Origin of the sequence: Guptibacillus sedimenti (assembly GCF_028610665.1) — a bacterium.
In the GTDB taxonomy this organism is placed as follows: domain Bacteria; phylum Bacillota; class Bacilli; order Bacillales; family Guptibacillaceae; genus Guptibacillus; species Guptibacillus sedimenti.
In genome coordinates this window covers 529,929-556,893 of the sequence record NZ_JAQQWV010000002.1, presented here as the reverse complement: position 1 = coordinate 556,893, position 26,965 = coordinate 529,929, and the positions used below count along the sequence as shown (strand labels likewise).

General features: G+C 41.9%; 29 protein-coding genes and 1 riboswitch. Of the genes, 6 read left to right on the top strand and 23 right to left on the bottom strand.

What is annotated here, in order from left to right; genetic code table 11:
- Positions 1-247: 247 nt before the first annotated feature.
- The 3 genes from PQ578_RS11210 to PQ578_RS11200 are packed head-to-tail and all read right to left on the bottom strand — an operon-like array spanning position 248 to position 4,660.
- The gene (locus PQ578_RS11210) at positions 248-1,177 is read right to left on the bottom strand and encodes an ABC transporter substrate-binding protein (protein WP_273834394.1); all 930 of its coding nucleotides are present in this window, start codon (positions 1,175-1,177) and stop codon (positions 248-250) included.
- The gene (locus PQ578_RS11205) at positions 1,174-2,502 is read right to left on the bottom strand and encodes a sigma-54-dependent transcriptional regulator (protein WP_273834393.1); all 1,329 of its coding nucleotides are present in this window, start codon (positions 2,500-2,502) and stop codon (positions 1,174-1,176) included. Before PQ578_RS11205 ends, PQ578_RS11210 begins: the two co-directional genes overlap by 4 nt.
- Positions 2,503-2,518: 16 nt before the next feature.
- Positions 2,519-4,660 carry a sensor histidine kinase gene (locus PQ578_RS11200; RefSeq protein ID WP_273834392.1) on the bottom strand — a complete coding sequence of 714 codons (2,142 nt, stop codon included), beginning with the start codon at positions 4,658-4,660 and terminating at the stop codon, positions 2,519-2,521.
- A gap of 313 nt (positions 4,661-4,973) precedes the next feature.
- Between PQ578_RS11200 and PQ578_RS11195 the strand changes: the two genes are divergently transcribed.
- Positions 4,974-6,221, top strand: coding sequence for a hypothetical protein (locus PQ578_RS11195; protein ID WP_273834391.1), 1,248 nt, complete (start codon positions 4,974-4,976; stop codon positions 6,219-6,221).
- Between the two features lie 94 nt (positions 6,222-6,315).
- On the opposite strand, the gene PQ578_RS11190 is transcribed toward PQ578_RS11195, so the two are convergent.
- On the bottom strand, positions 6,316-6,741 hold the full coding sequence (locus tag PQ578_RS11190; RefSeq protein ID WP_273834390.1) for a DUF1801 domain-containing protein: 426 nt from the start codon (positions 6,739-6,741) through the stop codon (positions 6,316-6,318).
- Positions 6,742-6,959: 218 nt separating this feature from the next.
- Between PQ578_RS11190 and PQ578_RS11185 the strand changes: the two genes are divergently transcribed.
- Positions 6,960-7,439: a site-2 protease family protein gene (locus tag PQ578_RS11185; protein WP_273834389.1), complete on the top strand. Its 480-nt coding sequence runs from the start codon at positions 6,960-6,962 to the stop codon at positions 7,437-7,439.
- Positions 7,440-7,526: 87 nt separating this feature from the next.
- On the top strand, positions 7,527-8,084 hold the full coding sequence (locus PQ578_RS11180) for an MEDS domain-containing protein (protein ID WP_273834388.1): 558 nt from the start codon (positions 7,527-7,529) through the stop codon (positions 8,082-8,084).
- A gap of 42 nt (positions 8,085-8,126) precedes the next feature.
- Here PQ578_RS11180 and PQ578_RS11175 read toward each other — a convergent pair whose 3' ends face one another.
- The 16 genes from PQ578_RS11175 to PQ578_RS11100 form a co-directional block, all read right to left on the bottom strand.
- A complete protein-coding gene (locus tag PQ578_RS11175; RefSeq protein WP_273834387.1) occupies positions 8,127-9,341 on the bottom strand; it encodes a threonine synthase in 1,215 nt (404 codons plus the stop codon).
- Between the two features lie 81 nt (positions 9,342-9,422).
- Entirely contained in the window at positions 9,423-11,132 is a 1,710-nt protein-coding gene (gene cysI, locus PQ578_RS11170) for an assimilatory sulfite reductase (NADPH) hemoprotein subunit (protein ID WP_273834386.1), read from the bottom strand.
- A gap of 21 nt (positions 11,133-11,153) precedes the next feature.
- Positions 11,154-12,968, bottom strand: coding sequence for an assimilatory sulfite reductase (NADPH) flavoprotein subunit (locus PQ578_RS11165; protein ID WP_273834385.1), 1,815 nt, complete (start codon positions 12,966-12,968; stop codon positions 11,154-11,156).
- A 159-nt stretch (positions 12,969-13,127) separates the two neighbouring features.
- Positions 13,128-13,239, bottom strand: a riboswitch (SAM riboswitch).
- Between the two features lie 161 nt (positions 13,240-13,400).
- Positions 13,401-13,766: a hypothetical protein gene (locus tag PQ578_RS11160; RefSeq protein ID WP_273834384.1), complete on the bottom strand. Its 366-nt coding sequence runs from the start codon at positions 13,764-13,766 to the stop codon at positions 13,401-13,403.
- A 1-nt stretch (position 13,767) separates the two neighbouring features.
- A complete protein-coding gene (locus PQ578_RS11155; protein ID WP_273834383.1) occupies positions 13,768-14,031 on the bottom strand; it encodes a hypothetical protein in 264 nt (87 codons plus the stop codon).
- Between the two features lie 22 nt (positions 14,032-14,053).
- Positions 14,054-14,866, bottom strand: a complete 813-nt coding sequence (locus PQ578_RS11150; RefSeq protein WP_273834382.1) for an ABC transporter ATP-binding protein — start codon at positions 14,864-14,866, stop codon at positions 14,054-14,056.
- A gap of 39 nt (positions 14,867-14,905) precedes the next feature.
- A complete protein-coding gene (locus PQ578_RS11145; protein WP_273834381.1) occupies positions 14,906-15,760 on the bottom strand; it encodes an MBL fold metallo-hydrolase in 855 nt (284 codons plus the stop codon).
- Between the two features lie 138 nt (positions 15,761-15,898).
- Positions 15,899-16,825 carry a type II secretion system F family protein gene (locus PQ578_RS11140; protein WP_273834380.1) on the bottom strand — a complete coding sequence of 309 codons (927 nt, stop codon included), beginning with the start codon at positions 16,823-16,825 and terminating at the stop codon, positions 15,899-15,901.
- A 3-nt stretch (positions 16,826-16,828) separates the two neighbouring features.
- Positions 16,829-17,788 (bottom strand): type II secretion system F family protein, encoded by a 960-nt coding sequence (locus tag PQ578_RS11135; RefSeq protein ID WP_273834379.1) that lies wholly within the window; start codon positions 17,786-17,788, stop codon positions 16,829-16,831.
- Position 17,789: 1 nt separating this feature from the next.
- The gene (locus tag PQ578_RS11130) at positions 17,790-19,121 is read right to left on the bottom strand and encodes a TadA family conjugal transfer-associated ATPase (protein WP_273834378.1); all 1,332 of its coding nucleotides are present in this window, start codon (positions 19,119-19,121) and stop codon (positions 17,790-17,792) included.
- Between the two features lie 13 nt (positions 19,122-19,134).
- Positions 19,135-20,310 (bottom strand): CpaE/TadZ family protein, encoded by a 1,176-nt coding sequence (locus PQ578_RS11125; RefSeq protein WP_273834376.1) that lies wholly within the window; start codon positions 20,308-20,310, stop codon positions 19,135-19,137.
- Positions 20,310-20,873, bottom strand: coding sequence for an RcpC/CpaB family pilus assembly protein (locus PQ578_RS11120; protein ID WP_273834375.1), 564 nt, complete (start codon positions 20,871-20,873; stop codon positions 20,310-20,312). The genes PQ578_RS11125 and PQ578_RS11120 overlap by 1 nt, the downstream gene beginning before the upstream one ends.
- A 25-nt stretch (positions 20,874-20,898) precedes the next feature.
- The gene (locus tag PQ578_RS11115; RefSeq protein ID WP_273834374.1) at positions 20,899-21,795 is read right to left on the bottom strand and encodes a pilus assembly protein TadG-related protein; all 897 of its coding nucleotides are present in this window, start codon (positions 21,793-21,795) and stop codon (positions 20,899-20,901) included.
- Positions 21,795-22,169: a TadE/TadG family type IV pilus assembly protein gene (locus PQ578_RS11110; RefSeq protein WP_273834373.1), complete on the bottom strand. Its 375-nt coding sequence runs from the start codon at positions 22,167-22,169 to the stop codon at positions 21,795-21,797. The genes PQ578_RS11115 and PQ578_RS11110 overlap by 1 nt, the downstream gene beginning before the upstream one ends.
- Entirely contained in the window at positions 22,166-22,666 is a 501-nt protein-coding gene (locus PQ578_RS11105) for an A24 family peptidase (RefSeq protein WP_273834372.1), read from the bottom strand. The genes PQ578_RS11110 and PQ578_RS11105 overlap by 4 nt, the downstream gene beginning before the upstream one ends.
- 70 nt (positions 22,667-22,736) lie before the next feature.
- Positions 22,737-22,898, bottom strand: a complete 162-nt coding sequence (locus PQ578_RS11100) for a Flp family type IVb pilin (protein WP_273834371.1) — start codon at positions 22,896-22,898, stop codon at positions 22,737-22,739.
- Between the two features lie 326 nt (positions 22,899-23,224).
- Here PQ578_RS11100 and PQ578_RS11095 point away from each other — a divergent pair, with 326 nt between their 5' ends.
- The 3 genes from PQ578_RS11095 (at position 23,225) to PQ578_RS11085 (ending at position 24,276) form a co-directional block, all read left to right on the top strand.
- Positions 23,225-23,566: a DUF192 domain-containing protein gene (locus PQ578_RS11095; protein ID WP_273834370.1), complete on the top strand. Its 342-nt coding sequence runs from the start codon at positions 23,225-23,227 to the stop codon at positions 23,564-23,566.
- 175 nt (positions 23,567-23,741) lie between these two features.
- Complete coding sequence (locus tag PQ578_RS11090; protein WP_224878887.1) at positions 23,742-23,924, top strand: YjzC family protein; 183 nt, start codon at positions 23,742-23,744, stop codon at positions 23,922-23,924.
- A 37-nt stretch (positions 23,925-23,961) separates the two neighbouring features.
- Positions 23,962-24,276, top strand: a complete 315-nt coding sequence (locus tag PQ578_RS11085; protein WP_273834368.1) for a DUF3243 domain-containing protein — start codon at positions 23,962-23,964, stop codon at positions 24,274-24,276.
- Between the two features lie 56 nt (positions 24,277-24,332).
- Here PQ578_RS11085 and PQ578_RS11080 read toward each other — a convergent pair whose 3' ends face one another.
- The 3 genes from PQ578_RS11080 to PQ578_RS11070 form a co-directional block, all read right to left on the bottom strand.
- The gene (locus PQ578_RS11080) at positions 24,333-25,124 is read right to left on the bottom strand and encodes a uroporphyrinogen-III synthase (RefSeq protein ID WP_273834366.1); all 792 of its coding nucleotides are present in this window, start codon (positions 25,122-25,124) and stop codon (positions 24,333-24,335) included.
- Between the two features lie 71 nt (positions 25,125-25,195).
- Complete coding sequence (locus tag PQ578_RS11075) at positions 25,196-25,513, bottom strand: Rieske 2Fe-2S domain-containing protein (RefSeq protein WP_273834365.1); 318 nt, start codon at positions 25,511-25,513, stop codon at positions 25,196-25,198.
- Positions 25,514-25,550: 37 nt separating this feature from the next.
- Positions 25,551-26,801, bottom strand: coding sequence for an NAD(P)/FAD-dependent oxidoreductase (locus PQ578_RS11070; RefSeq protein WP_273834364.1), 1,251 nt, complete (start codon positions 26,799-26,801; stop codon positions 25,551-25,553).
- Between the last annotated feature and the right edge of the window lie 164 nt (positions 26,802-26,965).

The following is a 26,965-nucleotide window of genomic DNA, read 5'->3' as shown; positions in this document are numbered from 1 at the left end:
CCATTCACTATCCAAATTGTAGAATTTCTCTACACTTCTCTGTAGAATTTTTCTACAGTGTCGAAATTTTGCACAGAAAAAGATGCTGCTCTCATGAACAGCACCTCACTTTTTCTTGGTGAATTTTGCTAATAAGAGCGCAATGATGATACAGGCGACTCCAAGCAACACGACATTATTTGAAATAAAATCCAGAACAACTCAACTACCTTTCTAGCATTCTAGTTAAATCTTATCACAACCACTTTTATTCATCAGGTAATAAACCTGATTGTTGTAGAAAGTCCTTTGCCACCTTTCCTACATCCTGATGCAAAACATCTACGCGGTAATTCAAATGAACCATTTCTTCATTTGTAATCGTTCTCGCTAGTGCTTCGAGGGGTTCTCGTATTTCTGAATCTTGCTCCAAAATCGTTTTCTGTACAACCGGAGCAGCATCATAAGGTGGGAAAGCCATGCGATTATCTTGTAAAATCACGAGATCATAGTCTTCAATACGGCTATCTGTGACCATACCAACAGCCACTTGAACCCTCTCTTCCTTTACTGCCAGGCTAAGTAATTCTGAATCTACCGCAAGAAGCTGATTTTGATTCACTTTAAAATTGTAGACATCTTCTAAATGATCAAGGCCATCTTCTCGCATTAAATATTCTTCATTTGTGGCCATTTTTAAAGAGGGATTTTCATCATTATTCATATAAGACACCAGATCACTAACAGAGGTAATACCCTTTTCACTTGCGAATGACTTTTTCATAATTAAGCCCCAGGAGCTATTAAACTTACTTTTATCGAGCCAAATGATCCCTTTCTTTTCGTCCTCTTTTTTTACAAATTGATAAGCTTCCATCGCATCATATCCTGGCCCGTCCTTATGATAAATAATTTTAGCTGTATTCGTATACTCCCAATAAAGATCAACGATGTTATGAACAAAAGCCTCTCGGATCGACGGGCTATCAAGAAAGCGAACTTCTTCTACCTCGTATCCTTTTTCCATTAATAGAAGCGCCGTCATTTTCATTAACAAATATTGTTCGGTAAATGCTTTTGATCCAAGTGTAATGGTAGGACCTTCCGAAGACAGGACCACGTTTTTCGTCTTATTCTCCTCACTCTGACAAGCCACGAGAAGCAAGAGGCAGCCGATGAAACAAATCAACTTCCTCATATACTAATGCCTATCTTTTTCATTTTGTAAATTAACGTATGCCTCGCGATTCCGAGCCTCTCAGCTGCTTTCGTTTGATTTCCATTCGTGTCGGAAAGCGCCTGTCGAATCATTTTCTCCTCAATATCTTCTAATACTTCCGAAAGATTTCCGCTAAAGTCCTGCACGTCAGCTCGTTCACTTTTTGGAAGAGACATCATTGAAGCATGAGCTAGATCTTCTGGCATGATCATGCCACTCCGCTTCATAATATGAATACGCTCTAGGATATTTAAGAGTTCCCGAATATTGCCCGGCCAGGAATGACGAAGAAGAAGCGCAACGCTTTCTTCCGAGATGGTGATCGTCTTCACGTATTTGGCATTTAATTTTCTCATCTGATCCTTAATCAACAGCGGGATATCTTCCACCCGTTCACGCAAGGGAGGAATCTCAATTTCAATTAAATTTAATCGGTAGTAAAGATCCTCTCGAAACGTGCCAGAAGCAACAGCTAGTTTGAGATTTTGATTAGTAGCCGTTATGATTCGAACGTCCACCGTGCGATAGTCATTGCTACCTAGCTGCATGACCTTTTTGTCTTCGATCACATGAAGGAGCTTCGCCTGCATCGCAGGAGATATCTCGCCAATCTCATCAAGGAAAATGGTGCCGCCGTCCGCAGCCGCAAATTTCCCTAGCTTTGATGAGACAGCACCTGTAAAAGCGCCTTTTTGATAGCCAAACAGCTCACTCTCAAGAAGATGCTCTGGAATAGCAGCACAGTTGATGGACAGCATCGGTCCTTTGCTTCGGTGGCTGTTCTCATGAATCCAATGGGCGAGCGCCGTTTTCCCAACGCCACTCTCCCCAAGAATAAGGATACTTGCATCCGTCTCTTTCACTTGCTGTAGCAGTGACATAACTCGTTTCATACTTGGACTTTCAAAATGAAAGGTGTCTTCCGGCTGCTCCTGATCTTCCCTTGTATTCAGTTGTTTTAATACGAGAGCTTTTACTTCTTCAAGCTCCATCGGTTTATTCAAATAGTCGACAGCACCGAGCTTCATCGCTTGAACGGCGCTTTCGACATTTCCGTATGCCGTCATCATGATAACTGGTACATCAGGGTTTATCTGCTTTATTTCCTTCAATACTTGGAGTCCAGTCATATCTGGGAGCATATAATCAAGAATCACGATGTTCATTTCCGATCGCCTAAATAAATCGAGTGCACTACTTCCTAAATGAGCCATAATCGGATCTAAGCCCGCCTTTTTTAATTTACGTCCAATTAATTTTGCTAACTGGATTTCATCATCAACGATTAAAACCGTTTGTTCCATAATGCCAGCTCCTTTTCTATCGATGAAACCAACAATGAATAGTTGTCCCTACCCCTTCAACGCTTTCAACTGTAAGCTCGCCGTTATTTTCACGAATAATATCTCTTGCAATTGTTAAACCAAGACCGTTCCCATCTTCTTTAGTTGAAAAATACGGATCAAAAAGCCACTCGAGATTACTTGCCATAATACCTGTTCCTGTATCTTGAAATGCCACATGAAGTTGATTTTCGTCTTCCCTTAAGGTAACCGTTAACGTTCCTTCCTCTTTCATCGCATCCGCTGCATTTAGAATAATGTTTAGAAAAGCCTGAATTAATTCATCATAAAATCCGATATACTCACCATTTGTGTCATAGTGCTTAACGACTGTTACGTTTTGCTCCTTCATTTTAAATCGAACGAGATGAATCACTTCGTCAATAACGGTCTTTAACTGAAGATGTCGAGCATCAGCTTTATTCACTTTCGCAAAATTCAAGAAATTACCAACAATCGTTTTCATTCTTCTTACTACTTGATCAATATCACGCGCTAATTCTTTCATGTCTTCAGAGCTATTGGCTTCTTCCACTTCTTCTCGTAACATCTCAGAAGATCCTGTTAAGATGGCAAGTGGATTTTTTATTTCATGCGCAATTCCGGTTGTAATTTGACCAATTAAAGCAAGTTTGTCGTTTTGCTTCAAGCGTGACTCTAGCATTTTCATTTGTGAAATGTCTTGCAATACAGCGATACTTCCGATAATTTCATTTTTTCCATTATAGAAGCGAGAGGTGCCAATATTGACAATATGACGTTGACCTTTAGCATCAATAATGTAACTCTCACACTCGATACTTGGTTCTTCTGAGATCAATGCTTTTAATAACATAAAATCTTCATCTGTATGTTTAATTGGAAGCTGCGAAAGAGGGCGGCCCACAAGTTCAATCCGACTAAACCCTACCAAATCTTCAAACCGTCTGTTCACATGTGTGACAACGGCATCCTCATTAATCGTAATCATGCCATAGGGGATACCTTCAATCATGTCATTTAGGTAGCGTTCACTCTCTTCTAGTTGGTGCTGCTTCTCATAATTACTATTACCTACCGAAATGATCGTTCTCGTTAATTCCCCTACTTCGTCTTTTCGTAAGTTTTCTGAGCTCGATTCTTCCTGATAAAACGTTTTTCTTCGATAAGCTTTCGCATAATTTGTTAAACGGATAATCGGATACACGATGTCCCGAATGCCAGCTACGATGAACAAGAACGAAAGAATCAAAATACCAATGAAAGATAGCGTGAGAACATAAGAAAGTTTTCTAACCGGAGCAAAAGCAATTTCTTCTGACACCCCATAGACAAGCCCCCATCCATCTCGAAGGGTTTGATAGGCAATAATGCTTTGATCTCCTTCATATACAGAACGCGAAACCCCTGACACCTCTTTGAAAATTTGACTCGATGGAAGATCATTTGAAATAAGCTCTCCTACCGCTGCGGCATTTGTGGATGCAATCACAAGCCCATCTGGATCAATCAGCATACCAAAGTGCCCTTCGCCTGTACTAACACTTCCAATCATCTCAGATAAATAATCCTGACTAAATTCAGCAATTAGTGCACCCTGGAAAGAGTTTCTTTCATTAAATACCGGAATACCAACTGAAACAACTTCTTCCCCATTATAATTTCGAATCATATTCGACACGGCATAGTTATGCGTCCACTGCATTTCATTTAATTTCGGATAAAGATAAGATGTTCCCTCAAGCTCAGGTGCAAAAGGCGATTCAAACATCACCTTGCTTTCATTGTTTAAATAATAAACCGATCGAATGATCGAGCTCTGAGCAATCGCCTGTCTTGATCGATTATACATGCGCTCCACGTCCACGTTACGTTCTTCTCGATTGCCTGCAATTAAATGAAGCTGCAGTACCACACTCGAAATTTCATTGTTCACTCTTTTCACAATGCTTTCCGTATTGGCTACATTTTCACTAATGATATCTTCTTCAATCATGGCTTCTGCATAATTAATAATCACTTGATAAATAAGAAGCGTTGGAAGAACAAGAAGTAAAATAAAAATGAGCACAGATTTTTTTAATATACTTCTGCGGATTGGATGCCAAAGCATTCGTTTCATTTTTGTAAAGGGTTTCATTTCATCCCACCATATGAATGTCATGTCGAACGTTATGTCATTTATCATAATCGCCGCTTTACTAGATTGGCAACAGTGAATTTCCAAATAAAAGCTTTTGACCAGTTTTCACCACAATCCTTCCCTTCTACTCACAGTTAAGAAACGGTTCGACTTCTTCCACTCATTTCCCCGGAAATGGCCAACTAGTTTACACAAGTATTCGCTTAAAGTAGACAAGAGATTTTTTTATGTCTCGACACCAATATCCCTTTCTTTCAGAGAAGCTTATGTATAATAATGACATCAACTTACTTTAATAGGGAGGAATCGTATGAAACCGCTCCGTATGGTGTTTTTATTCGTTTTGTTACTTACTGTGTCGGCTTGTAATTTCCTTACCACCTCAGACTCCTCAGAAAAAGTAGAAGCAGAAAAAGAAGCGGTGGACAAGTCTTCGACGGAGACTGCAACAGAAGTTCTTTTTCAAGAAGGCACCTACAAATGGGAAAAAGATGGCGAAATTCTTGGTGGACTTGATATAACCGATCCAAATGTGGATTCCTTCACGTTTATGCTCCAAGCCTACGATGGTCAAAACGTTGGTGAATTGTCAGGGATCGCTCAGGTTAACGGAGAAATGGCCTCTTTTACACACACTGAAAACGCAGAATGCAAAGTTTCTTTCGGCTGGAAAGAAGATCGATTAACAATCGATACGAGCGAAGCCTGTGAGAACTTAAATGAAAACCCGGTTTCGTTTACAGGTGTTTATACAAAAATCCAAGTTGGGAACTCCTCTTCACCAACTGAAGAAAAAACGACAGAAGAAGCGAACTGGCAAGAAGCACTTTATATTAACCCTACCTTTGACCAGGGCGAGCTTACCTTATCAAACGTAACGAAGGAATCCTTTGAATTCACCTTTCATATTAGTAGCGATGATCAAGTTGGGAAAATGACAGGGACTGCAACCATAAATGGAAATGAAGCAACCTTCAAAGACCAAGAAGATCTAGCTTGTTCAGGGACATTTGTTCTATCAGATGATGTTATTTCATTTATTGAGGACTCCTGCTTAAACTACCATGATGCAGCAGTAGGTTTTAACGGGGAATATGCTCTTTCAGATGAAAAGCCTACTGCCACGAACGAAACCGCTTCTTGTGACAAGGCCCCTTTTCATTCTGAACTTTTGCAGTTTGCCGAACAGGGCCACTTAAAAGATGCGTCAATTTTTCTTGGTATGTCGGAAGAAGCTTTAAAAAAACTGAAACCTTCCATGACGTTTGATGAAGCACTTTATGAAGGAACGCCAGGTTTTTATGATGACAGCTACTCTTACTTAACAGCCGATGAGAAAGTAAGTCATCTAAGATACAATGCGCTTTCGGAGGGCCCAGCTGTTCCTTACGCTGAAGTTGTTTGTCAATTCGGAGAGCCTGACGAAGTGGTGTTTAACGAATTGGATTCTGAATACCTTCATGTTTATTATGCTGGTGAGAATAAACTTTCCTTTGTGTCTGATTCGAAAGAAGGCGCCATTAAAGCGGTTGCGCTTCAAACGATGACCGTTCAATGATTCTCTATTTATTTAAAGCGGTCAGGCTATCAATGCCTGACCGCTTTCTTTCTTTAGAGGGTTATTAGGATGTGCACGAACGATTCAATGTTCTTTAAGAATGCTCTGGATATAACTCTTTCAAGTAATCAACTGACTGTCGAATCATCTCTTTTAAAACATCAAGATCAATGTCGTCTAACTTGTTCACGTAAACGCACGCCTTACCTGTCTTATGCTTACCCAATCGTTCAAGGGCGTTCTCGCGTTCCGGTTCACCTTGAGCGAGATATAAGCTAATTTTTCCTTTCCTTGGTGAAAATCCTACGAGTGGCGCATCACCTTCATGTCCCGTCGCGTATTTATAATGATACGAACCGAAACCAATAATGCTTGGTCCCCACATTTTCGCTTCATACCCCGTTGTTTCAGTAAATAGATCTAACAACCGGTACCCATCTTCTCGCTTTTTCGGATGATCGACACTTTCAATAAATTCAATCACACTGTTGTCCGTTTCTTTCGTTTTTAATTCATACATGTAGGAAGCCTCCTTAGTAAGATCTCTCTTCCCTTTTACGCTCTTCCATCATAATTTCCTTTTTTCATCATGTAAATTTCACCACATTAATTTAAGAATGTATCGAGATGATTTCGTTTATTACCGTTTCATGTTAGTTACTGAAAAAACGTTAGGAATCCTCTCATTCGGGAACGGTCTTTCTTATAGAATTCCAATCACCTTTTGGAGGTAAGACAATGTTTACGTTAAATGATATCCCAATGTTTCTAGTGAATTTCTTTGTTATCCTACCAATCGTCACACTCGTCCATGAGGCTGGTCACGTGCTTGTTGCCAGACTGTTTGGAGGCAAAGTGAAATTTTGTATCGGTACAGGACGCACGCTTTTCCATATAGGACCACTGGAAATTCGAAGAAAATACTTTATGGAAGGTTGGTGTCAGTACGAGGAGTTGAAATATAATAAAACCTGGGTACACATCGCCATTTATTTAAGCGGAAGTTTGTTTAATTTAATCGTTATTTTAATTATAAACTATTTGATCATGTCAAATACGATTCCTGTTACGCTCTTTTTCTATCAATTCACATATTTCTCCATCTACTTCATTTTCTTTTCTCTTATGCCTTTTCGCAATGATGATGGGAGACCGAGTGACGGGATGGCTGTCTTTGACGTTCTCCGTTATGGAAAATCAGTTGACCCAATAGATTAAATATGAAAAACCTGCTTCTGAAGCGGGTTTTTCATTTATCCAAACTATAGTAAAATAGATGTAAAATCAATCTTAGGGAGTGATTAGTTGAAAAGTAAAATGAACCAATTGTTCATAGAGAAAAAATGTGTTCATGTGCTTTATGCTTATCAAGAGGTTAAGAGCTATATCGAACAGGTTTGCGATTTCATTGAACAAGGAGTATTGCACGGAGAATACACGATTCTCATTGAAAATGATCGCCTTTATCCGATGATTCTAAAAGAATTACAACAAAAACTAACTGAGGATCAATTACACTTTGTTCACCGTGTGAATAGCTTTGATTTTTACTTTTCAAGTGGAAGCTATCATCCTCCTGCGATTCACGAGTATTTTAAAGAGACCGTGGCACCTTACGTGGAAAAAGACCTTTCCTTCCGTTCTTGGGCACATGTGGAATGGGCTTCAATGGAAGACCCCCTTTTTCTAATCGAAGATTTCGAGAAAATTGTTGATGAGGCGGTTAACGACCTTTCGTTTCCCCTTATTTGTGCCTATGACAGCGAAAGAATGCCCGATTACCTCGTCACGATCTTAATGGAAACACATCCTTATGTATTAATGAATGATGAATTCACATTGTCCAAGCAATACCTTGGTTAAAGTGAGCCCCCCCTTAAGGCTATAAGGGCGGGGCTCATTTAATTAATATTCAATACGTTCAAAAGGCTCCATCGTTCTCACATCTATTTCAAATGCATCTGGATATTTTATCCCGAGCCCCGTATTCAAACAAACGACCTGTTCCTCTTCTTTTATCCAACCGCGTTCTTTGAGTGTTTTGGCTGCTGCAAACGTAGCGGCTCCTTCCGGACAAATAAATTGTCCTTCTAGACTAGCAACCTCCCTTTGCGATGCACGGATCTCTTCTTCTGAAACGGCTAGCGCATAACCATTCGATTGATAAATCGCGTCCAGAACAAGAAAATCACCAATGGCTTTTGGCACATTAATCCCAAACGCATGCGTGGTTGAATTCTCCCAGAACTCAGATTCCATTTTCCCTTCCTCAAATGCTTTCACAATCGGAGCACACCCATCGGATTGAACAGCAACTAATCTAGGAAGCTTCCCTTCTTTGATCCAACCAAGCTCCTGAAGCTCAAGAAGCGCTTTATAAATACCGATTAGGCCAACGCCTCCCCCTGTTGGATAAAGAATCACATCAGGAAGTTGCCAATTCAGCTGTTCCGCTATTTCATACCCCATCGTCTTTTTACCTTCAATGCGATATGGCTCTTTTAGCGTAGAGGCATCATAGAATCCCTTCTCTTTCACAAGATCACCTACAATTTTTCCTGCGTCACTTATTAGTCCATTCACAAGATAAAGATGAGCCCCAGAAATGCTTACTTCTTTTCTCGTAATTTCAGGAGCGTCAACTGGCATCACAATATGAGCTTCTAATCCAGCCTTTGCCGCATAAAGCGACCAGGCAGCACCCGCATTACCATTCGTCGGCATCGCTAAGTTCTGAACACCAAGCTCTTTTGCCTTTGAAACCCCAACTGCCGCACCTCTTGCTTTAAACGAACCAGTTGGTACGAGGCCTTCATCTTTTATGTACAAATGCGGTATCCCTATCTCTTTACCAAGAGTAGGGAGTGACAGGATCGGCGTCATACCTTCTTCAAAACTCACTTTATTTTCAACATTTTTTACAGGAAGCAACTCATGGTACCGCCACAGTGACTGCTCTCGTCCTGCGATCATTTCCTTTGTAACATGCTTCTTCACTTCATCAAGCTTATAGTCAACGAGAAGTGGCGATCCACACACACAAAGCTGCTGAATCGTATCGACATCATATGTTTCACTGCACTTTGGGCAGGTTAAATGGGAAACCATGCTGTAAGTCATATTTGCACCTCCGTTTTTAATAAAAAACAGTGAAACCCAAAGTTCACACGCGTGATCTTTGGGTTTCTTTCTGTCAAAGCATTAACTATGAAAATCAAGTCCTGATCGCACTTCTTCAACATATCCCGCTCGGATTACATAATCACCGAAATGCTCATTCTCTTCTTTTTCTTTTGCATAGTTAAAAAGAATCGGTTTAAGGGAAGCAAGGATTTCTTCCTCACCAATGTTTTCTTTATAAAGCTTGCTTAATCGGTCGCCAACAAATCCGGCTCCCATATACATGTTGTACTTACCAGGTGCCTTTCCAATAAAAGCAATCTCGCCTAATGTTGGACGTGAACAGCTATTCGGACAGCCTGACATACGAATCACAATCTCTTCTTCTCTTAGACCAGCTTCATCCACGATTTCTTCGATCTTATCAATAAGAGAAGGCAAATACCGCTCAGCCTCTGCCATCGCCAAACCGCATGTTGGGAAGGCAACGCAGGCCATCGAATTACGGCGCAGTGCGGAATTTTGTTTCCCGTCTGTCAGACCGTATGCGGCGACAAGCTCCTCGATTTCCGCTTTCTTCTCTTCTGCTACGTTTGCAATAATAAGATTCTGATTTGGTGTTAGCCTAAAATCACCTGTATGAACTTTCGCTATTTCTCGTAGTCCGGTCATAATTTGATAATCTTCTAGATCAACAATGCGGCCATTTTGGATAAAGAGCGTTAAGTGCCATTTGCCATCGCCTTTCACCCAGCCATAGCGATCGCCGTTATGATCGAAATGGTAAGAACGAGCTTCTTCTAGTTCAAACCCGAGTCTACTATTCAATTCGTTTCGAACCCAGTCAAGTCCTCTTCGATCAATTGTATATTTAAAGCGAGCGTTCTTTCGCTCTGAGCGATTGCCATAATCACGCTGAATCGTAATAATCTTCTCAGCCACATCAACAATGTTTTCAGGTGAACAAAAGCCAATGATTCGCGACAGCTGCGGATAGGTACTTGTATCCCCATGCGTCATGCCCATTCCACCGCCTACGGCAACATTGAACCCTTGAAGCTTGCCATCTTCAAGAATCGCAATAAAGCCGAGATCCTGGGAGAAAATGTCCACGTCGTTTGATGGCGGAACCGCAACGCCAATCTTAAATTTTCTCGGTAAGTAATGAGGACCATACATCGGCTCAATCTCTTCTTCTTTTCGATCAAGCACCTTTTCTTCATCTAACCAAATTTCATGGTAGGCTCTTGTTCTCGGTAACAGATCGTCGCTTAGTTTTCGTGCCCATCCGTGCACTTCTGCATGGATATCAGATTGATACGGATTGGCGTTACACATCACGTTCCGATTCACGTCACCACAGGCCGCAAGAGAATCCATCAGAACAGAATCCATTGCCTGAATGCTCTTCTTCATATTCCATTTTAAAATGCCGTGCATTTGAAATGTTTGACGCGTCGTTAATTTGAGCGTTCCGTTTCCATATTCATTCGCAAGATCATCCATCACAAGCCACTGCTCTGGAGTCGCTACGCCACCTGGCAAACGGACGCGAACCATAAACTGATAAGCTGGTTCAAGCTTCTGCTGCTTTCGCTCCTGGCGGATATCACGATCGTCCTGCATATAGCTACCATGGAACTTTAATAGCTTTGTATCTGCATCCGGAATTGATGCGGTAATCGGATCCGCAAAGCTTTCGACAAGAGACCCACGTAAATAGTGGCTTTCGTCTTTAATTTTCTCCATTTCACTCGGTTTTCCATCTTGCGTTGCCGTCTTTTTATTCATGTCAAACTCCTTCCATTACGCTTAGTACACATCACGCTGATAGCGCTTCGCGTTCCGTAAGTCCGATAAATAAGCCTCTGCTTCCGACTCACTCAAACCGCCCTGCTCCTCAAGAATGTTGACGAGTGCAATGTGAACATCTTTTGCCATATATTTCTCATCGCCACATACATAAATGTGTGCTCCCTTCTGAAGCCACTCGTATAGTTCTTTACTTCGCTCACGCATGCGGTGCTGAACATACACTTTCTCATCTGTATCGCGTGAAAAAGCGACATCCATGCGAGTAAGTACACCTTCTTTTAACCATTTTTGCCATTCGACCTGGTACAGAAAATCGGTAACAAAGTGCTGTTCACCAAAGAACAACCATGTATCGCCACCTGCGCCAATTTCTTCTCTCTCTTGTAAAAAAGCACGATACGGCGCCACTCCCGTACCTGCGCCAATCATGATGACAGGTGTATCTGGATTGTTTGGCAATCTAAAATTCTCGTTCCGTTGAACAAAGACCGGCAATTTATCTCCTGCCTGTGAGCGCTCCGCGCATTGTCCCGAACAAACGCCAGTACGAGCTCGACCGTGTGCGTCATATCGCAGCGCACCAATGGTAAGATGAACTTCCCCTTCACTTGCTTTCGGACTGCTTGCAATGGAGTAAAGACGAACGGGTATTTTCCGAAGCACCTTCACAAACTCCTCTGCAGCGATTTCCCACGGCCCATAGTCTTTCACTAGATCAATAAGATCTCTTCCGTAAATGTAGGTCTTAAGCTCTTCTCCCTCTGCATTCACCATGCGGAGAAGCTCTGCGCTCTCGGTAAGCTCCGCAATTTTCTTAAGCAGTGGTTTCGTTAGACTTGTAATCTCATACGTCTTCGTCAAAGCTTCTTGAAGAGACTGCAAGTCTCCCTGCTTGTTTATGACCACCTGGCTGTCTCGGTCCCAACTCATTTCTTCAATCAGGTCAACCACAAGGGCGGTATCGTTTTCAGGATAAACCCCTAGACTGTCGCCTGGTTCGTATACGAGATTGGATCCTTCAAGATCAAGCTCAAGATGACGCGTTTCTTTATTCGATCCACGACCGTTTAAGTTGATATTTTCCAAAATCTCTGCTTTAAAGGGATTCGTTCTTGAGTAGGTTTTACTCGTTTCCGTAGCTTCTTCTTTAGAAGGTGACGCTTCATTCGTGAAGTGGGCATCACTTAGTACGCCCATCACTCCTTCAAACCACTCCTCGGCAGGCTCTTCAAAATCAAGGTCACAATCGACACGAGGGTATAGTCGAGTGCCCCCTAATTCTTCAAAACGTCTGTCAAAGTCTTTACCTGTTTGACAGAAAAATTCATACGAACTATCCCCAAGTGATAGAACCGAAAATCTGAGTTCCCGTAATTCAGGAGCTCGCTTACTTTGGATAAAGTCGTAAAAGCTTAGCGCATTATCAGGGGGATCGCCATCTCCATGCGTGCTTGTAATCAACAAAAGGTCTTCTACTTTCTTAAGTGACTTTGGTTTAAAATCATCGAGGGATGAGAGCGTAACGTTGTACTTTTCGTGATCAAGCCGCTCAAAAAAAGATTCTGCTAGCGACTGACCATTTCCCGTATGAGAGCCATAAAGAATCGTAATCTCACGCGTTTTTGGTTCATTCTTTGAGAACGCTTCTTCCGCTGAGGAAGCTTCAGTAGTTGCCGCTGTTTCTGCCACTCCCGGAACAGAAAGATACCCACTCAGCCAAATTTTCTGCGTTTCATTTAGTGTTGGTAATAGACGATTTAAGAGTTCCGTTTGTTCTTGATCAAAAGGACTATTCATAACCTGTAAATGCAATACAATCCACCTCGCATAGTTAATTCAATGTAATACAAGTTGTTTACCCGGATTTAAAACCGTATGAATACGAAGTATGCTCCTCTCTTCTAAGATACACATAAAAAAACCTCTCTTCTTTAAGCATAAGAAGAAAGGTTTGTGAGAACGATGCCAATCTTCTTATCTTTCAGGATGTACCTGCTGGATTTGGCACAGTATGAGTTGATCATTCAACTCATCGGTTGCCGAGGCTTCAAAGGGCCAGTCCCTCCACCTCTCTTGATAAGAAATGTTGCTATAAAGTTTTGATAACAATGATTGTTTCAAATAATATCTTTTGTTTAACAAAATGTCAATGTATTATTAGAAAATTATCACCATTCAATTAAATGAAACGTGATGAGAGCAAGCGATAGATGAAAAAATGAGTCAAATGATTTAGGTCGATTTTCATGAACGTAGATGCTTATTTTTTAGATTCATAATTTCAAACATATTCACAATCAATAGAAAGAGAATAATCCCCAGTTTTACTACAATCGAATAAGGAAGCGGGGTTACTAATAAGAGAATAGCCATGAAAGAAACTGTACAGCTTCGTATGACATCTCCCTTAAGAGACGTTTTTCTCACCTCACCACGCAGCCATTTCACAAGGGTTCTCCCAACGCTAGAGATGGCAATAACCATACAAACAAGATAAGTCCATATCGATAAATAGTACGGTACCACAAAGATTGTAAGCGACAGCAAAATCGTCAGCACCGCATATCGGATCGTGAGTTCTTTATATGTAAGTGCGTTGAAATCTTTCATTTCATTTCATTCCATCCCTATGTTGCTGGTTTTGGTTAGGCGTATGTGCCATCTCCCGAGAAACACGTTCCACCTTATTCATGTTGAAAAACCAGAGAAGGCTCATGAAGAAATAATAGATTCCAAGAATAGAAAGGGTATCCGTTACACTTTCGCCAAAAGGTAGGTTAGACAAATAGTACTTCCACAGAAGACTTCCGATCACAATTATCAGAGGACTGATAATATAAAACCAGCCGTACATTAGTTTATTAAAGTGTTTCATGAGACCTCCTTATCGATAACTTTTATCTAACTGTTGACTCCTTCTCATTTGACACAACTTGAACCCACGCCCGCCCTTTGTTCCACGTCACGTTTAGCGGCAGATCCATGCTTTTACTTAGATTTTCAGAGGTGATGACATCCTCTTTCTTTCCTTTCACCGCAATCCTTCCATTTTCCATTAACATCGCATGAGTGAAGGAAGGTGCAATTTCTTCAATATGATGCGTAATGTAGATCATGGTTGGACTATTTACCTGTTTTGCCAGTCGCTCCACTTGAGCTAAGAGCTTTTCACGTGAATACAAATCAAGACCCGTACATGGTTCGTCGAGAATGAGAAGCTTTGGGGAAGCCATTAAGGCTCGCGCAATCAGGATTTTTTGCTTTTCTCCTTGCGAGCAGATTTGAAAAGGCTTATGATGCAAATGCTGCAACCCCCACTCCTTCATAAGCTCCTCTGCCTGCACTTTATCCTCTTCTGTTACATGCTCATAAAGACCTGCGGAAGCAAATTTCCCACTAATCACAACTTCTGTGACCTCTTGTATGGGTGAAATTCGTTCTGTAAAAGCGCTACTTACCCATCCAATTGCTCTTCTTAGTTCATTTAGATCGGTTTGTCCAAGCCGCTGACCAAACACTTCGATAACTGGGGAATAGCGAAGCAATGGCCAAACTCCTCCGGAAATTAACTGAAGCAGCGTCGTTTTTCCTGAGCCATTTAATCCGATGATCGCCTGGTGCTGTCCTTGTTCAATGGTAAAAGAAATATCAGATAAAATCATTTGGTTCTGCCGCTGATAATAGGCGTTCTCAACATGAACGATCGCCATAGCGCTCCCTCCATTCTCTACAATATATCTTTAAAATCTTTAGAGATTATACCCGTTTGCGAACTCTTGAATCACTTCAAGTTCCTCTTCATTAAGCTCTCTTTCCACGATTTTCTCGTAAGCGATTTGCATCTGTTCTTCATCTCCGTTTGAAGGTCCAGTAAGGGAGGAAACCGTGCGTAGAAGCTTTACTTCTCTCGCAAAAGCTTCGCTCGAAATGGCTTCACCATGCGATAAAATCACCCATTCGGCCTCAAAGCCTTCTAGTACATCAAGCAACTGGGTAGTCGTTTTTACTGTATAATTCGTTTTACTAGAAAAAATATCAGGATAAAAGCAATCGCCTAAAAATAGAATTTTCTCTTCTTTTATGTAGACGACAACCGAGTCAGCCGCATGGTCTCCACCAACATGTTGAAGAACACACGTCACGCCACCTAAATCAATTTCTAGTTTTCCTTCAAAAGTTACATCCGGAAGCATAATCGTTATATCACGTTGCTTCACAAATTCCTTCTTAATTGCGGTTGCACAAAATTCAATTTCTGTTCCTTCTTCTACACGCTGATCAAGATCTGCATCAGACCATGATAAGGGAAGAAGCTTAGCCATTTCTTCTTTCGTTTGAAAAGAAGAAATCGAAACCGTATCTCTGAGCGCGGATAACCCAAATATATGATCCCAATGCCAGTGGGTAAGCGCCACCATATCAGGTCTTTTAAGTCCCCGATCTGAAAGTTCCTCTAGAAAATAACGTGCATGGTTTTCTGAATTTCCTGCGTCAATCATTAACGACTTCTCACCCCCAACGATCATCCCTAGAATCGGTCGGTCTGTTTCTGAAACCGGGGTTTGGTAGTAAAAACGAGCGCCGATTTGTTTGATCTGTTGCATAAATGTACCCTCCTAAAACGTCTTTTCACCATTTTACCATTCCATAACCAAACTCGAAGCATTATTCTTCCATTCAAAAAGACACTCCTACAGAAGAAGTGTCTTACCTATTCATGAAAGGAAGCTTGGAGTAAGCTATTATCCTAGTCCATCTACAATGATCTTCACCATCATCGGTCCAATTATAACGATAAATAGTGGAGGAAAAATAAAGACCACCATCGGAATCAGCATTTTAACAGGGGCTTTCATGGCTTGTTCACGAGCGAGCTCACGTCTTTGCTCGCGGATGCGCGTCGTAATATTTTTAATTACTTTTGACATTCCAATCCCAAGATGATCAGCTTGAATAATCGACATCATCACACTTTGAAAGTGATCAGACGGAACTCGTTTTTTCAAACTGTAAAAGGCTTCTCGTCTCGCTTTCCCGCGCTTCATTTCATCCAACGCTTGATTGAACTCATCTGTAAGCGGTCCAGGTTTACGTGCACATACGTTTGCGATCGCTCCTTCAAGACCGACACCCGCTTCAAGAAGCAGACTCACCATATCAAAAAAATCCGACATGTCTTTATTGATGACTTTCACTCGCTGTGTTTTTTTCTTAGCTAAATAAAACAAAGGATAGCGATAAAATAAGAAAGCGATCCCGAGAGCTAAAATAAAACTTGTCGATGCATTGCCATCTGTAACAGGTGTAATCAGCAAGAAAGTAACAAACCCTCCACCAATGCTGAGAAGAAGTTGAATCAAACGGAATTCAACTGCGGATCGTTTTCCAAACCCAGCTTCATGGAGAAGAATCGTCAACCTCTTTTGATTCTTTCTTGCAAATGTTTTGTTCACCTGCTCAATCCCTATCCCCCAATATTTGCGAACCAGCGGGTGTGATCCCCCGCTTTCTCTTTTTTTTGTTTTACGCTCGACCTTTTCATTCTGTCCGAAATAATGTTCAATCCTCGTTTCAAGAGCAAGTTCTTTTCGAAATAACGTTTTAAGAACGGCGGCGCTTAGAAAGATAAAAAAGACGAAGGCACAAATCATAAATAAGACGGAAATCATCTGCTACACCTCAATCCGTACTATTCGTTGAATAAAAAACCAACCAATGAAAAGTGAAATCACGCTAGCGCCCAATAAGAACAATCCTAGCGGATTCGTCAGCATGGGCTCAAGATAGTCTGGGCTGACCAAATAAAGATAGATTCCCATTACGACTGGAAGAGCCGTAATAATCCATGAAGAAAGCTTCCCTTGAGCGGTTAGCGTTTTAAGCTCTTCAAGGATCCGGATCCTTCCCCGGATCGTATCTTCCATCGTATCCATCAGCTGCGCGAGATTGCCGCCACTCTTTCGCTGAGCCAGAATGGCCTGAACGACAACTTCAAGCTCTTTATTCGGCAACCGTTCCAGTAAACTCGAAAACACATCTTCCATCGGAACCCCCATCCCAATTTCGCGAACCGCACGATCAAATTCGGGCCCGAGCGGATCAGGCATTTCTTTGCCAATGAGCTGCATCGTTTGCACAAAGCTAAATCCAGCTCTCATCGAATTGGACATCGTGCCAAGCGCTTCCACCAGTTGATAGGACAGAAGGTTAATCCGCTTTTTAGCTTTCGTTTTTATATAGATGACCGGCATGATAAATCCGATTAGAAGCGTCGGTAAAAGACCATACCAGGGCAAGCCCATTCCATATAACACCCCCGTACACGTTAGTGCACTGAGGAGACGAATCACAAAAAACTCCTCCGGTTTTAATGAACTTCCCGATTGAACGAGGTAAGCCTGCGTTTTTAGACTAAACCGCATCCCAGCAAAAGCTTTAGAAAACGAACCGATCATTCGCTTGAACGTTTGCTTCTTCTGCTTTTCTTCTACTTCCGAAACGGTGAGGGCATGCGGGATAAACTCCTTAATGCGTTTGTTCGTATGTTTTTTTCGCATCAATCTTTTTGATGAGAAATAGAAGAATACCGTAAAGCAAACAAAAAGTAGGAAGATCATGAGAGGATCGTTCATCTTACCACACCTCTTTAAACCAGGATGATGGAATGGTGTAGCCATTTTGTTCAAGGAGCTCTGACACGTGTGGTCGTACTCCCGTTGTTTCAAAATACCCCTCTACTTTTCCTTCAGCGTCACGCCCAGTTTCTTTATACACAAATAAATCTTGCAGGACGATAATATTCTCTTCCATCCCGAGGACTTCCGTAATTCTTGTGATTTTCCTTGATCCATCCTTCATTCTCGCCTGCTGTACAATCAAATCAAGCGCATTCGCGATTTGCTCTCGAATCGCTCGGAGTGGTAAGTCAAACCCCGCCATGAGGACCATGGTTTCCAGACGAGAAAGCATGTCTCTCGGTGAATTCGCGTGTCCTGTACTAAGGCTTCCATCATGACCGGTATTCATGGCTTGAAGCATATCTAGCGCTTCAGCTCCACGTACCTCTCCCACAACAATACGATCCGGGCGCATTCGAAGCGCGTTACGAACGAGTTCACGTATCGTAATTTCACCCTTTCCTTCGATATTAGGTGGACGTGATTCTAGCGATACAATATGCTCCTGAGATAAATTTAATTCAGCCGCATCTTCAATCGTAACAATCCGTTCATCATTAGGAATAAACGAGGAAAGAACATTAAGTGATGACGTTTTTCCCGACCCCGTCCCTCCGCTAATAAAAATATTTAATCTTGCTTTTACACAGATTTCTAGAAACTCGGCCATGTCTTCACTTACTGTCCCGTAGTGAACAAGGTCATTCATTTGAAGAGGAATGCTTGAAAATTTCCGTATCGTAAGCGAGGGGCCTTTTAATGAGAGCGGAGGGATGACCGCATTCACACGCGAACCATCCGGCAGGCGCGCGTCCACCATTGGAGAACTCTCATCGATTCTTCTTCCAAGTGGGGCGACAATGCGTTCAATCACGCGACTTAAATGATCATCATCTTGAAAAGTAAGGTGGCTTCTTTTCAATTTTCCGTACTGCTCGTAATAAATCGCATCTGCACCGTTTACCATTACCTCAGATACCGTATCATCTTCTAGAAGTGGGGTAATTGGACCGTATCCAAGCAGTTCGTACTCAACAGATTCAAGCATTTGCTTTTTTTCTTCAAACGTTAGCCGCTCTGCTTCCTTATCTAAAAATTGTTTTCCCCACTCCCGAATTTTCCGCAATTCCTCTTCTTTTTGAAACTGATACTTTTTAAGTTCTTCTAATAGAAATGTTTGTAATTTTGTTTCTAACTGCTTGTACTCCGCTGACTTAACAATCGGTGCTTCCCGCTGTTCTTCCACTTGCGATGCCTCTTCTTCGACATATCGTTTAAAAAGCGACAATGGAACTCCTCCTTCATCGACTCAGTGCAAATCGTTTTGTTTTTCTCTCTGCTTCTTCTGGCGGTGGCAAAATCAAATGGGAGAGCTGAAGCATACTTTTCGAAAAAGAATGACGACCATTTCTTAACACAAGTGGAAGTCCTTCATTGATTGAGGTTGTCATTTGCTTGCCAACGTCCGGTATCGAAGCAAAGACAGGGTTTTGGAGAATCCCTTCCAATCGCTTTACTTCAATCGTACGATGCTTGGAATCTTTATTTAAAACAACATGAACCTTTTCAGTGAAATGCAGAGATTCTAGCATATCAACGTAAAGCTTTGTGTTTCTTAATACAGGAAGATCACTTGTTGTCACTAAAAGAAGATCATCAGCAAGATCAAGACTTTTAAGATGAATTTCCGAAAGAGACGTTGGCGTATCAATCAGGATCACGTCATATCGTTTACGCAGTTCAGCTACCGCAAGTGCAACGTGTTCTTCCGTCATTATTTCAAAGAATTCCGGTCGTGGAGGCGGTGGAAGAATGGCGACACCGCTCGAGTGGTGAGAGACATAGCTTTCAATCCCATATCGGCCTCGTTCAACCGCTTCTTTCACCCACTCATAAATCGTGCGATTCGGCTTTAAGTCGAGATACATCGCGACATCACCAAACTGGAAATTCGCATCGAGAATCACAACGCTCTTCCCACTTTTGACAAACGCATTGGCGAGATTGACCGCAACCGATGTTTTTCCAACCCCTCCTTTTGAACCACACACTGCCATCACGCGACTGTTTTGTTTTTGCAAATTCGTTGCGCCATCCCCCTTGCTAGCTCTTTGCATCATATAGGTTTGTGCCTGGAGGATCACATCATTGATTTCGTCTGTAGTAGCAGAATAAGTAAGCAGATTCGACGCACCCACGCGCATCGCTTTCTTCGTATTTTCCATATTTTCAGGAACGAGGATAATGAGGTAAACGGAAGGGAATTTCATCGATATTTCCTGACAAAGATCATACACGTTGTAAGTCGTGTAGGCTTTTAGAAAAAGTATCGAATGGGGTGTACGCTCAAGCTGGTGAAAGAGATCTTCTAGAAGCTGAAAACTTTTAAGCTTGTGATTTTTCTTTAATAGAAGATCTTCCAATTCACCGGCTTGGGCATTCGTATCTGAATAAAAATACCAGTTTAATTCCGTCATCATTCCGTCTCCTTGTAAACCTGACGTGTTTCTTTCAATCCTTCTTTCACCGTTCCATCGTCTTCACTATTTCGTAGCATCAAATAAAACCGATCTTTATCCTTAGCCGCAAGACTTACGCTCACACCTTCCTCTGGTGTTACTTCAAGCGTAATCGTCTCATAATGAAGCGCTTCTTCCGTCGTGTCCGGTGATTTCCCTGAACTTAACACTTTCACCTTTTGTAGCATCATAACGGCTGACTTGAATTCTTTCTCTTCTTCATCAATCATCGTTTCATAAGCAATCACATCAACAAACGAGTTCGGTTCAATATGTCCTGAAACACCTGGAGCTAATTCGACATCAATCGAAATAGCTCGTTTTCCTTCGCTCACTTCAACGATTGGGTTGGGTATCTCTCGTTTTGGAATCGTTGTCTCTGCCGCTACCTCAGGCTCCTCCACTTTCTTAACTTCTGTTTCTGCATCCGTTGTTAAATTCGTAAATAGCGCGACATACACAATCACCGTTGCGAATGCGCCAAATATAACGGACCACATCCAAATTCGCTTTGTTTTCATTCTTCATCCCTCACTTCTCATCAACCTACTCCACCAGCTTGACACCGTATAAGTTCCCAGGACCTGTATTGCCAATTTCCCCACTCGTTACGATATCTTTAAATTCTCCAACGATCCTTTTTGGTTCATCTAACCGATTAATCCAGTAAGCAGCTAAACCAACGACTTTGACGGATGATTTCCCATTTACGTCATCCCAGGAGTCAATAAGTGGGATAATGATGACACGGGCACACGAGTAATCGGCAGTTGATGCCTGCTGACATTTTGATTTTCCTGCATCCTGATTGATTAACGTTTCGATTGCCACCTTAACAGGTCCCCACTTTTGTCCGGGCTCTGTTTGAACAGACGTACCTACTTCAATTTCTGTCCCATTAATAATATTGTCAGCTAGCCCACTTGCGCCGTTACTCTCGATATCAAGGTAGCCGCAGTTCCCATGATGCTTGCCGGTATTCTCACACTTTAGCTCAGTTTCGTTTGGGATCGCCGTATACTCAATCGCAATCGGTGTAACGCGCTTAGCTGATTTAAGCAATCCTATTTCAGCCTTTGCCGCTGCTTGAACCGACGCTTCCTGGATTCCAAAAACACGGGCAAAGGTCATTGGTACTGTCGATTCTCGTGATACTTTGATCGACTTATTAGTGATGGTAAGATCGCCACTTGAAACGGGAAACGCGTTTTTGCTCGCAAGGTCTTTTGCAATCGAAGCAGCACTTACCTCACTCGTTACTAACCCTTGAGCCCCGGAAAGCGCTGCTGCATCCATCGCATTTTGTAACATTCGTTTTTCGTGATAAAGTCTTCCAACATCGACAACCATTGCTGTCACACCAAGTAGAACAGTTAAACTAAGCGCGAGCATCACGGCTACGTTGCCTTTTTCGTTCATTAATAAAGCGCGTAATTTCTTCATCATTCCATCCTCATTACAGTTGAACTGGACAGTGTGATCGGTCCAGTTAAATTTGAAACGACAGGCGTGAGGAAGCTGATTGGGTACGTAATCGTTACGGTCACGTCGCTTCCAGAAGATTTGGTTCCACCTGGTGAGACCGCAACCTGACCCGCAGTCAGATGAATGCTTGATGCACTAGCAACTGCCGTCGAAACAATCGCGGCATCATTTTCTCCAATGCTCGCTGTTCTCGCAGCTTCACGGCTCGCATGGTCAATCGCCAGGTAAGTGTGGAAAATACGTCCAAAATCGATAATGCCGAACAACAGCATGACTAGAATCGGGAGGACAAGCGCAAATTCAACCATCGATTGCCCTTTTTCTGACTTCATACCACCCCTCCTAAAAAAGCCGCGCAGAGCGTTCCAAACGTAATCGCAACACCATATGGAAAGGTGAGCTTGCTTTCTTTGTTAATCGTAAATCCCTTCATCGTCATTAGGGTAGACACCGCATATGTCGGTGACGTTACATACTTCCATAAAGACATTCTTTTAAAAATAAGAAAAAGGCCAATAATGCCACCAATAAGTGCCGTATAAAAAAAGGAATGAAGAACGAAAGAAGTACCCGTTAACGCCCCAACTGCCGCAAGCAACTTCACATCACCAGCCCCCATTCCTCCTAGCAAATACGGAATGAGAAGAAGTGCAAAACCGACTAGAAGTCCAGCCCCGCTAAAGAGAAACCCTTTCAAGCCGAGCGTCATCGTATAATAAAGTAAGCCAATCCCCATCGCTGGAAACGTAACACTATTTAAAATGCGTCGATTGCGCACGTCTGTTATAAATGAAATCACTAAGACGATTCCCAGGATACTGTAAACCATGGCAGTCCCTCTTTGTTTTTAAATTTGGCCCCACTTGGGTAAGTGGGGCCAGGGTTTGATCTTTCTAATTTTATAATTTATCTATAACTGATTGAATTAGAGTGTTAATTTTCCCTCCAAGTGTTACAAATATCGCTGCTGCCACCACAGCTACACCAGCCAAAATCAATCCATACTCTGCCATACCTTGTCCTTCTTCTTCTCTTACAAACTGCTCCATTTTTTTCAACATCATTTTTTCCCCCTTAGGATTTTGTTTTTTAAATGTATGAATGAAATCATAACTACCAAGTTATCAACTGTTCTTTAATGGTACTGAGATGTTTGCTCCAGCTCCTTTCAAACACTATCATTCACATGCTTTGTTCAGTATAGTGTTCGCTTTAAATCACTTTGTTCTTTTTAAAGAACAACCTTAACTTCATAATAATTCGTTATAGCGAATTTGTCTAGTCCTTTTTTCTTTTTTTTACAAATTATATAGGTCTATATTCTCTATTGAGGTTAAAAACCGCTTGTAATATAGTAAAAGAAAAGTCATTCATTAGGAGAATTGTCATGATTACAACTAACGAAAGTATTCTATATCGAACACTACCACTTACGATCAGTAAAGCGAATACGTTTGGAAAACGACTAAAAGGGCTAATGTTCCGGACACGCCCTCTTCACGAGGAAGCGCTTCTAATCACACCTTGTAACGCCATCCATATGTGTTTTATGTTCTTTTCGATCGATGTTGTCTTCCTAAGTGAACAAAACGAGGTCGTTAAAGTCGTTCCTAACCTTAAGCCCTGGAGAATTGTCCTTCCTGTCAAAGGTGCTGATGCAACTCTCGAATTGCCAGCAGGAGCGATTGAACGATATGAGATTAGAGAAGGAGACTACCTGAATCTTTAAATAACCAAAAGAGATTGGGAGATCACTAGTTTTTTCTATATTGAAATCCTCCCACTTAACCACTACAAAACCCTAACAGCACATTCAATATGCTAACAACCCATTTATTGGGTTTAATGCCTCTCATTTCCGGTTACATACCCTATGTACTTAACAAACAAAGGAGATGAGTGAAATGGCAGATCGTTACAAGACAGGTGAAAAGGCTCCAGAAAACGGCAAGTATGAGTTTGATGGCTTAACAAACGGAAACAATAGCAATCCAACAGAAGATGAGAAGCACATTAGCCTTCAAAGCGGAGAAACCTTTCCTCCCCTTCGATCCAGCAAAGAGTCGGCTTATTGGAAAAAAGCATAATTTCGAAAAAGCAAGCGAATGAACATCACTAAAGGAGATGAGTGAAATGGCAGAGAAAGATCCAAAACAAGCAGCAGCACATATGAGTGAGGATAAGAAAGATGATATTATGCAGAACTTCAAAACCTTCAAAGACTACCTAGGGGACCAGGTTCATAAAGGCGAAAAACTCGGTCTTGGTGAAGAAGGATTATCAAAAGGCGCTAAGCGCGTTGCAGACTATCTAGCGAAGCATGAAGAACCACGTAACCGTGAAGAAAAAGTATTAAACGAACTATGGAACGTAGCGAACGAGGAAGAACGTCAGCATATGTCTCACGTCCTCGTGAAACTCGCTGATCAAACAAATTAAATCCATACAAAAAGCCGTCATCCTATAATTTGGAAGACGGCTTTTTGGTTTATTTCTTATTCCTGATAATATTTGGCCATCGCCATCACCATCGCGCCCATACGTGGTGTGGTTGGTGTTAAGACGTGCTTAACTCCGCGCTCTTTCAACTGTTCTTCCGTCACTTCACCCACCGCTACAGGAAGAATCTGATCATCGAAAAGAGACAGGATCACGTTTTTCTTGTTCTTATTTTCAACATAGTCAAAAAAGTACCGTACCTGGATGGCGCTTGTAAATGCCACCGCATCAAGCAGCCCACTTTCGATCTCCTCAACCAATTGTTCGACCACCGCTTCTTCAGGAGGCGTGTGTTCGTACGGATAAATGGGTCGAACCTCATTATTTGCTTGTTCAAGCGTTTTAATAAACGTTGGCACATTCTCTCCATGCATTTGAAGAGCAATGGACTGATTTTCAATCGTAAGCGAATGCTCGAGTTGATTCATCGTCCCACGATCCGCTACTGTTCCTGGTGTAATGCCTTTTTGCTTAAAATGCTGGAGGGTTTTCGTACCTCGAACGGCAATTGGTACTGTTCGAAGTAGCTGTTCATAAGAATTTCCTAGACCATTTGCTTCCGCGAGCTCAGCCATTCTCTTTTCGCCCATACCAGTCGTAAAAATCAACAATTCCGGAGGGTTTTCAATGATTTCTTGTATTGATTGAACAACATGCGCTTCATTCGTAAAGACGGTTCCCTGCGCGGGGCGTATGAACGCTTTTCCCCCCTGTTTTTCGATAAGGGTGCGAATCTCTTCTCCCTTTCGCCCACCCGTTACGGCAATCCTTTTATTCTTAAGTCCCATCCCTCTACCATCTCCTTAAGCCTCATCTTAAATAGAGGGTACAGCACCACATCCATTTGTTCAACTAAACGCTATTCTAGTGTGACATAAATAAACCCATCCTCTACTTCAACTGGAAACGTTTCGACCTTTCTATCAAGAGTTGATTGAAGACTCCCCGTAAAGAGGTCTATGCAACACTGATGGTCAAGACACGTAATAAACCGACCCGACATTTCTCCATTAACAATGGCCCCGCCCTTCGGACAACGGTTATGAAGCGCTCGAAACGTGCCATCCTGCAGACAAAAAATCGCAATGGATAGCTGGAGTAAATCAATTGCACGACCAAAACCAGGAACGTGATCACGCGTCCTTCCGACATTGATTTTGACAGCTTGAACCGGCATCGTATTGATCCTCCCAAAACCTATTATTGTCTTTTCACTAGCTTTGCGCTGTTCGACTGACTTGATCACTTCTTGGAACAAGCGTTAAATTGGTTTTTCGTTTCCTATCTTCAGGAAAAAGTTGATTAGAAGGAATGTCAGAAACCGGCGCTAAACGACTAACGAGTTTTGCTAAAATGACAGCTTCTGAAGTATCTCCGTAAAGAATTGCCCCGATCACATGACCATGTAAGGTCACGATTTTTTTGTAGACGTGACGAATGGGATCAATCCATTGGTACGTTCTCGTATCCTCCGTTTCAAGCACTTGACCTGCAGAAAACAAGCTGATACCTGAAATATTTAAAGTTGTTGAAGGTATGGAACCACGGTATTGTTTCGGACACCCTGCAATCGTACCTGCTAAATGTTCCGCTTGATCAAGTATCGGATCAATCACACCGTACGTAACGCCACGATGCTCTGCACATTCCCCTATCGCATAAATACATGAATCACTTGTTTGCAAATAGTCATCGACAAGGATACCACGGTGAACTTCCAACCCACTCTTTTTCGCTAACTCCACATTCGACTTTACGCCAACAGCCATTACAACAAGATCGGATTCAAGCAAAGTCCCATCAGAAAAAGTGAGCGATTGTGCACAAGAGTCACCGTTAATTTCTTTTGTCCGTTTACATAAAGCAAATTTCATACCTAATTTTTCTAAATCTTCTTGTAGCATTTCAGAGGCAAGTCGGTCAAGCTGTCGATTCATCACATTTGGTTGATGATGAACAACCGTCGTATCAATCCCTTGTTGAACAAGACCCATCGCTGTCTCTAAGCCTAGTACACCCGCCCCAATTACAGCTGCTTTTCGATAACATTTCGAAGCATCCATTAAGGTTTTACAATCCTTCATAGAACGGAACGTCATAACGCCGTTCTTTCCAGCTCCTTTCACTGGAAGAACGTGCGGATTAGCACCTGTTGCAAGGACAAGCGTGTCATAGGCGATCTTCCGTCCCCTATCTGTTTTCACATGTTGACTGAGTGGATCAATCATTACCGCTGTTTCATTCTCTATGAGTCGAATCCCTCGCTGTTTGTACCAATCTTCATCTTCTAATTCTGCTTTTTCAACAGCAACATCTTGTTGCAGAATCCGCGAAAGTAAATATCGCTTATAAGCAGGCTCCTTTCCAATAATCGTTATTTCAAATCGAGAAGACTTCATCGAAAGCAAGCGTTCAAGAAACTGAATGCCGGCAAGTCCATTTCCAATTACGACAAGGCGTTTCACAGAATCCCCTTCTTTCTGGACTGTATCATATGCAAAATCGTACCATGTTTGAAAATTGAAAATAACAAATTGGTCATATATCCTAACAGGGTTTTGAAAGAAAGAACATCATCTGGATAGTTTTATCATTTCAGCAAATGATAAAGAGAGATCATTTTCGGAGT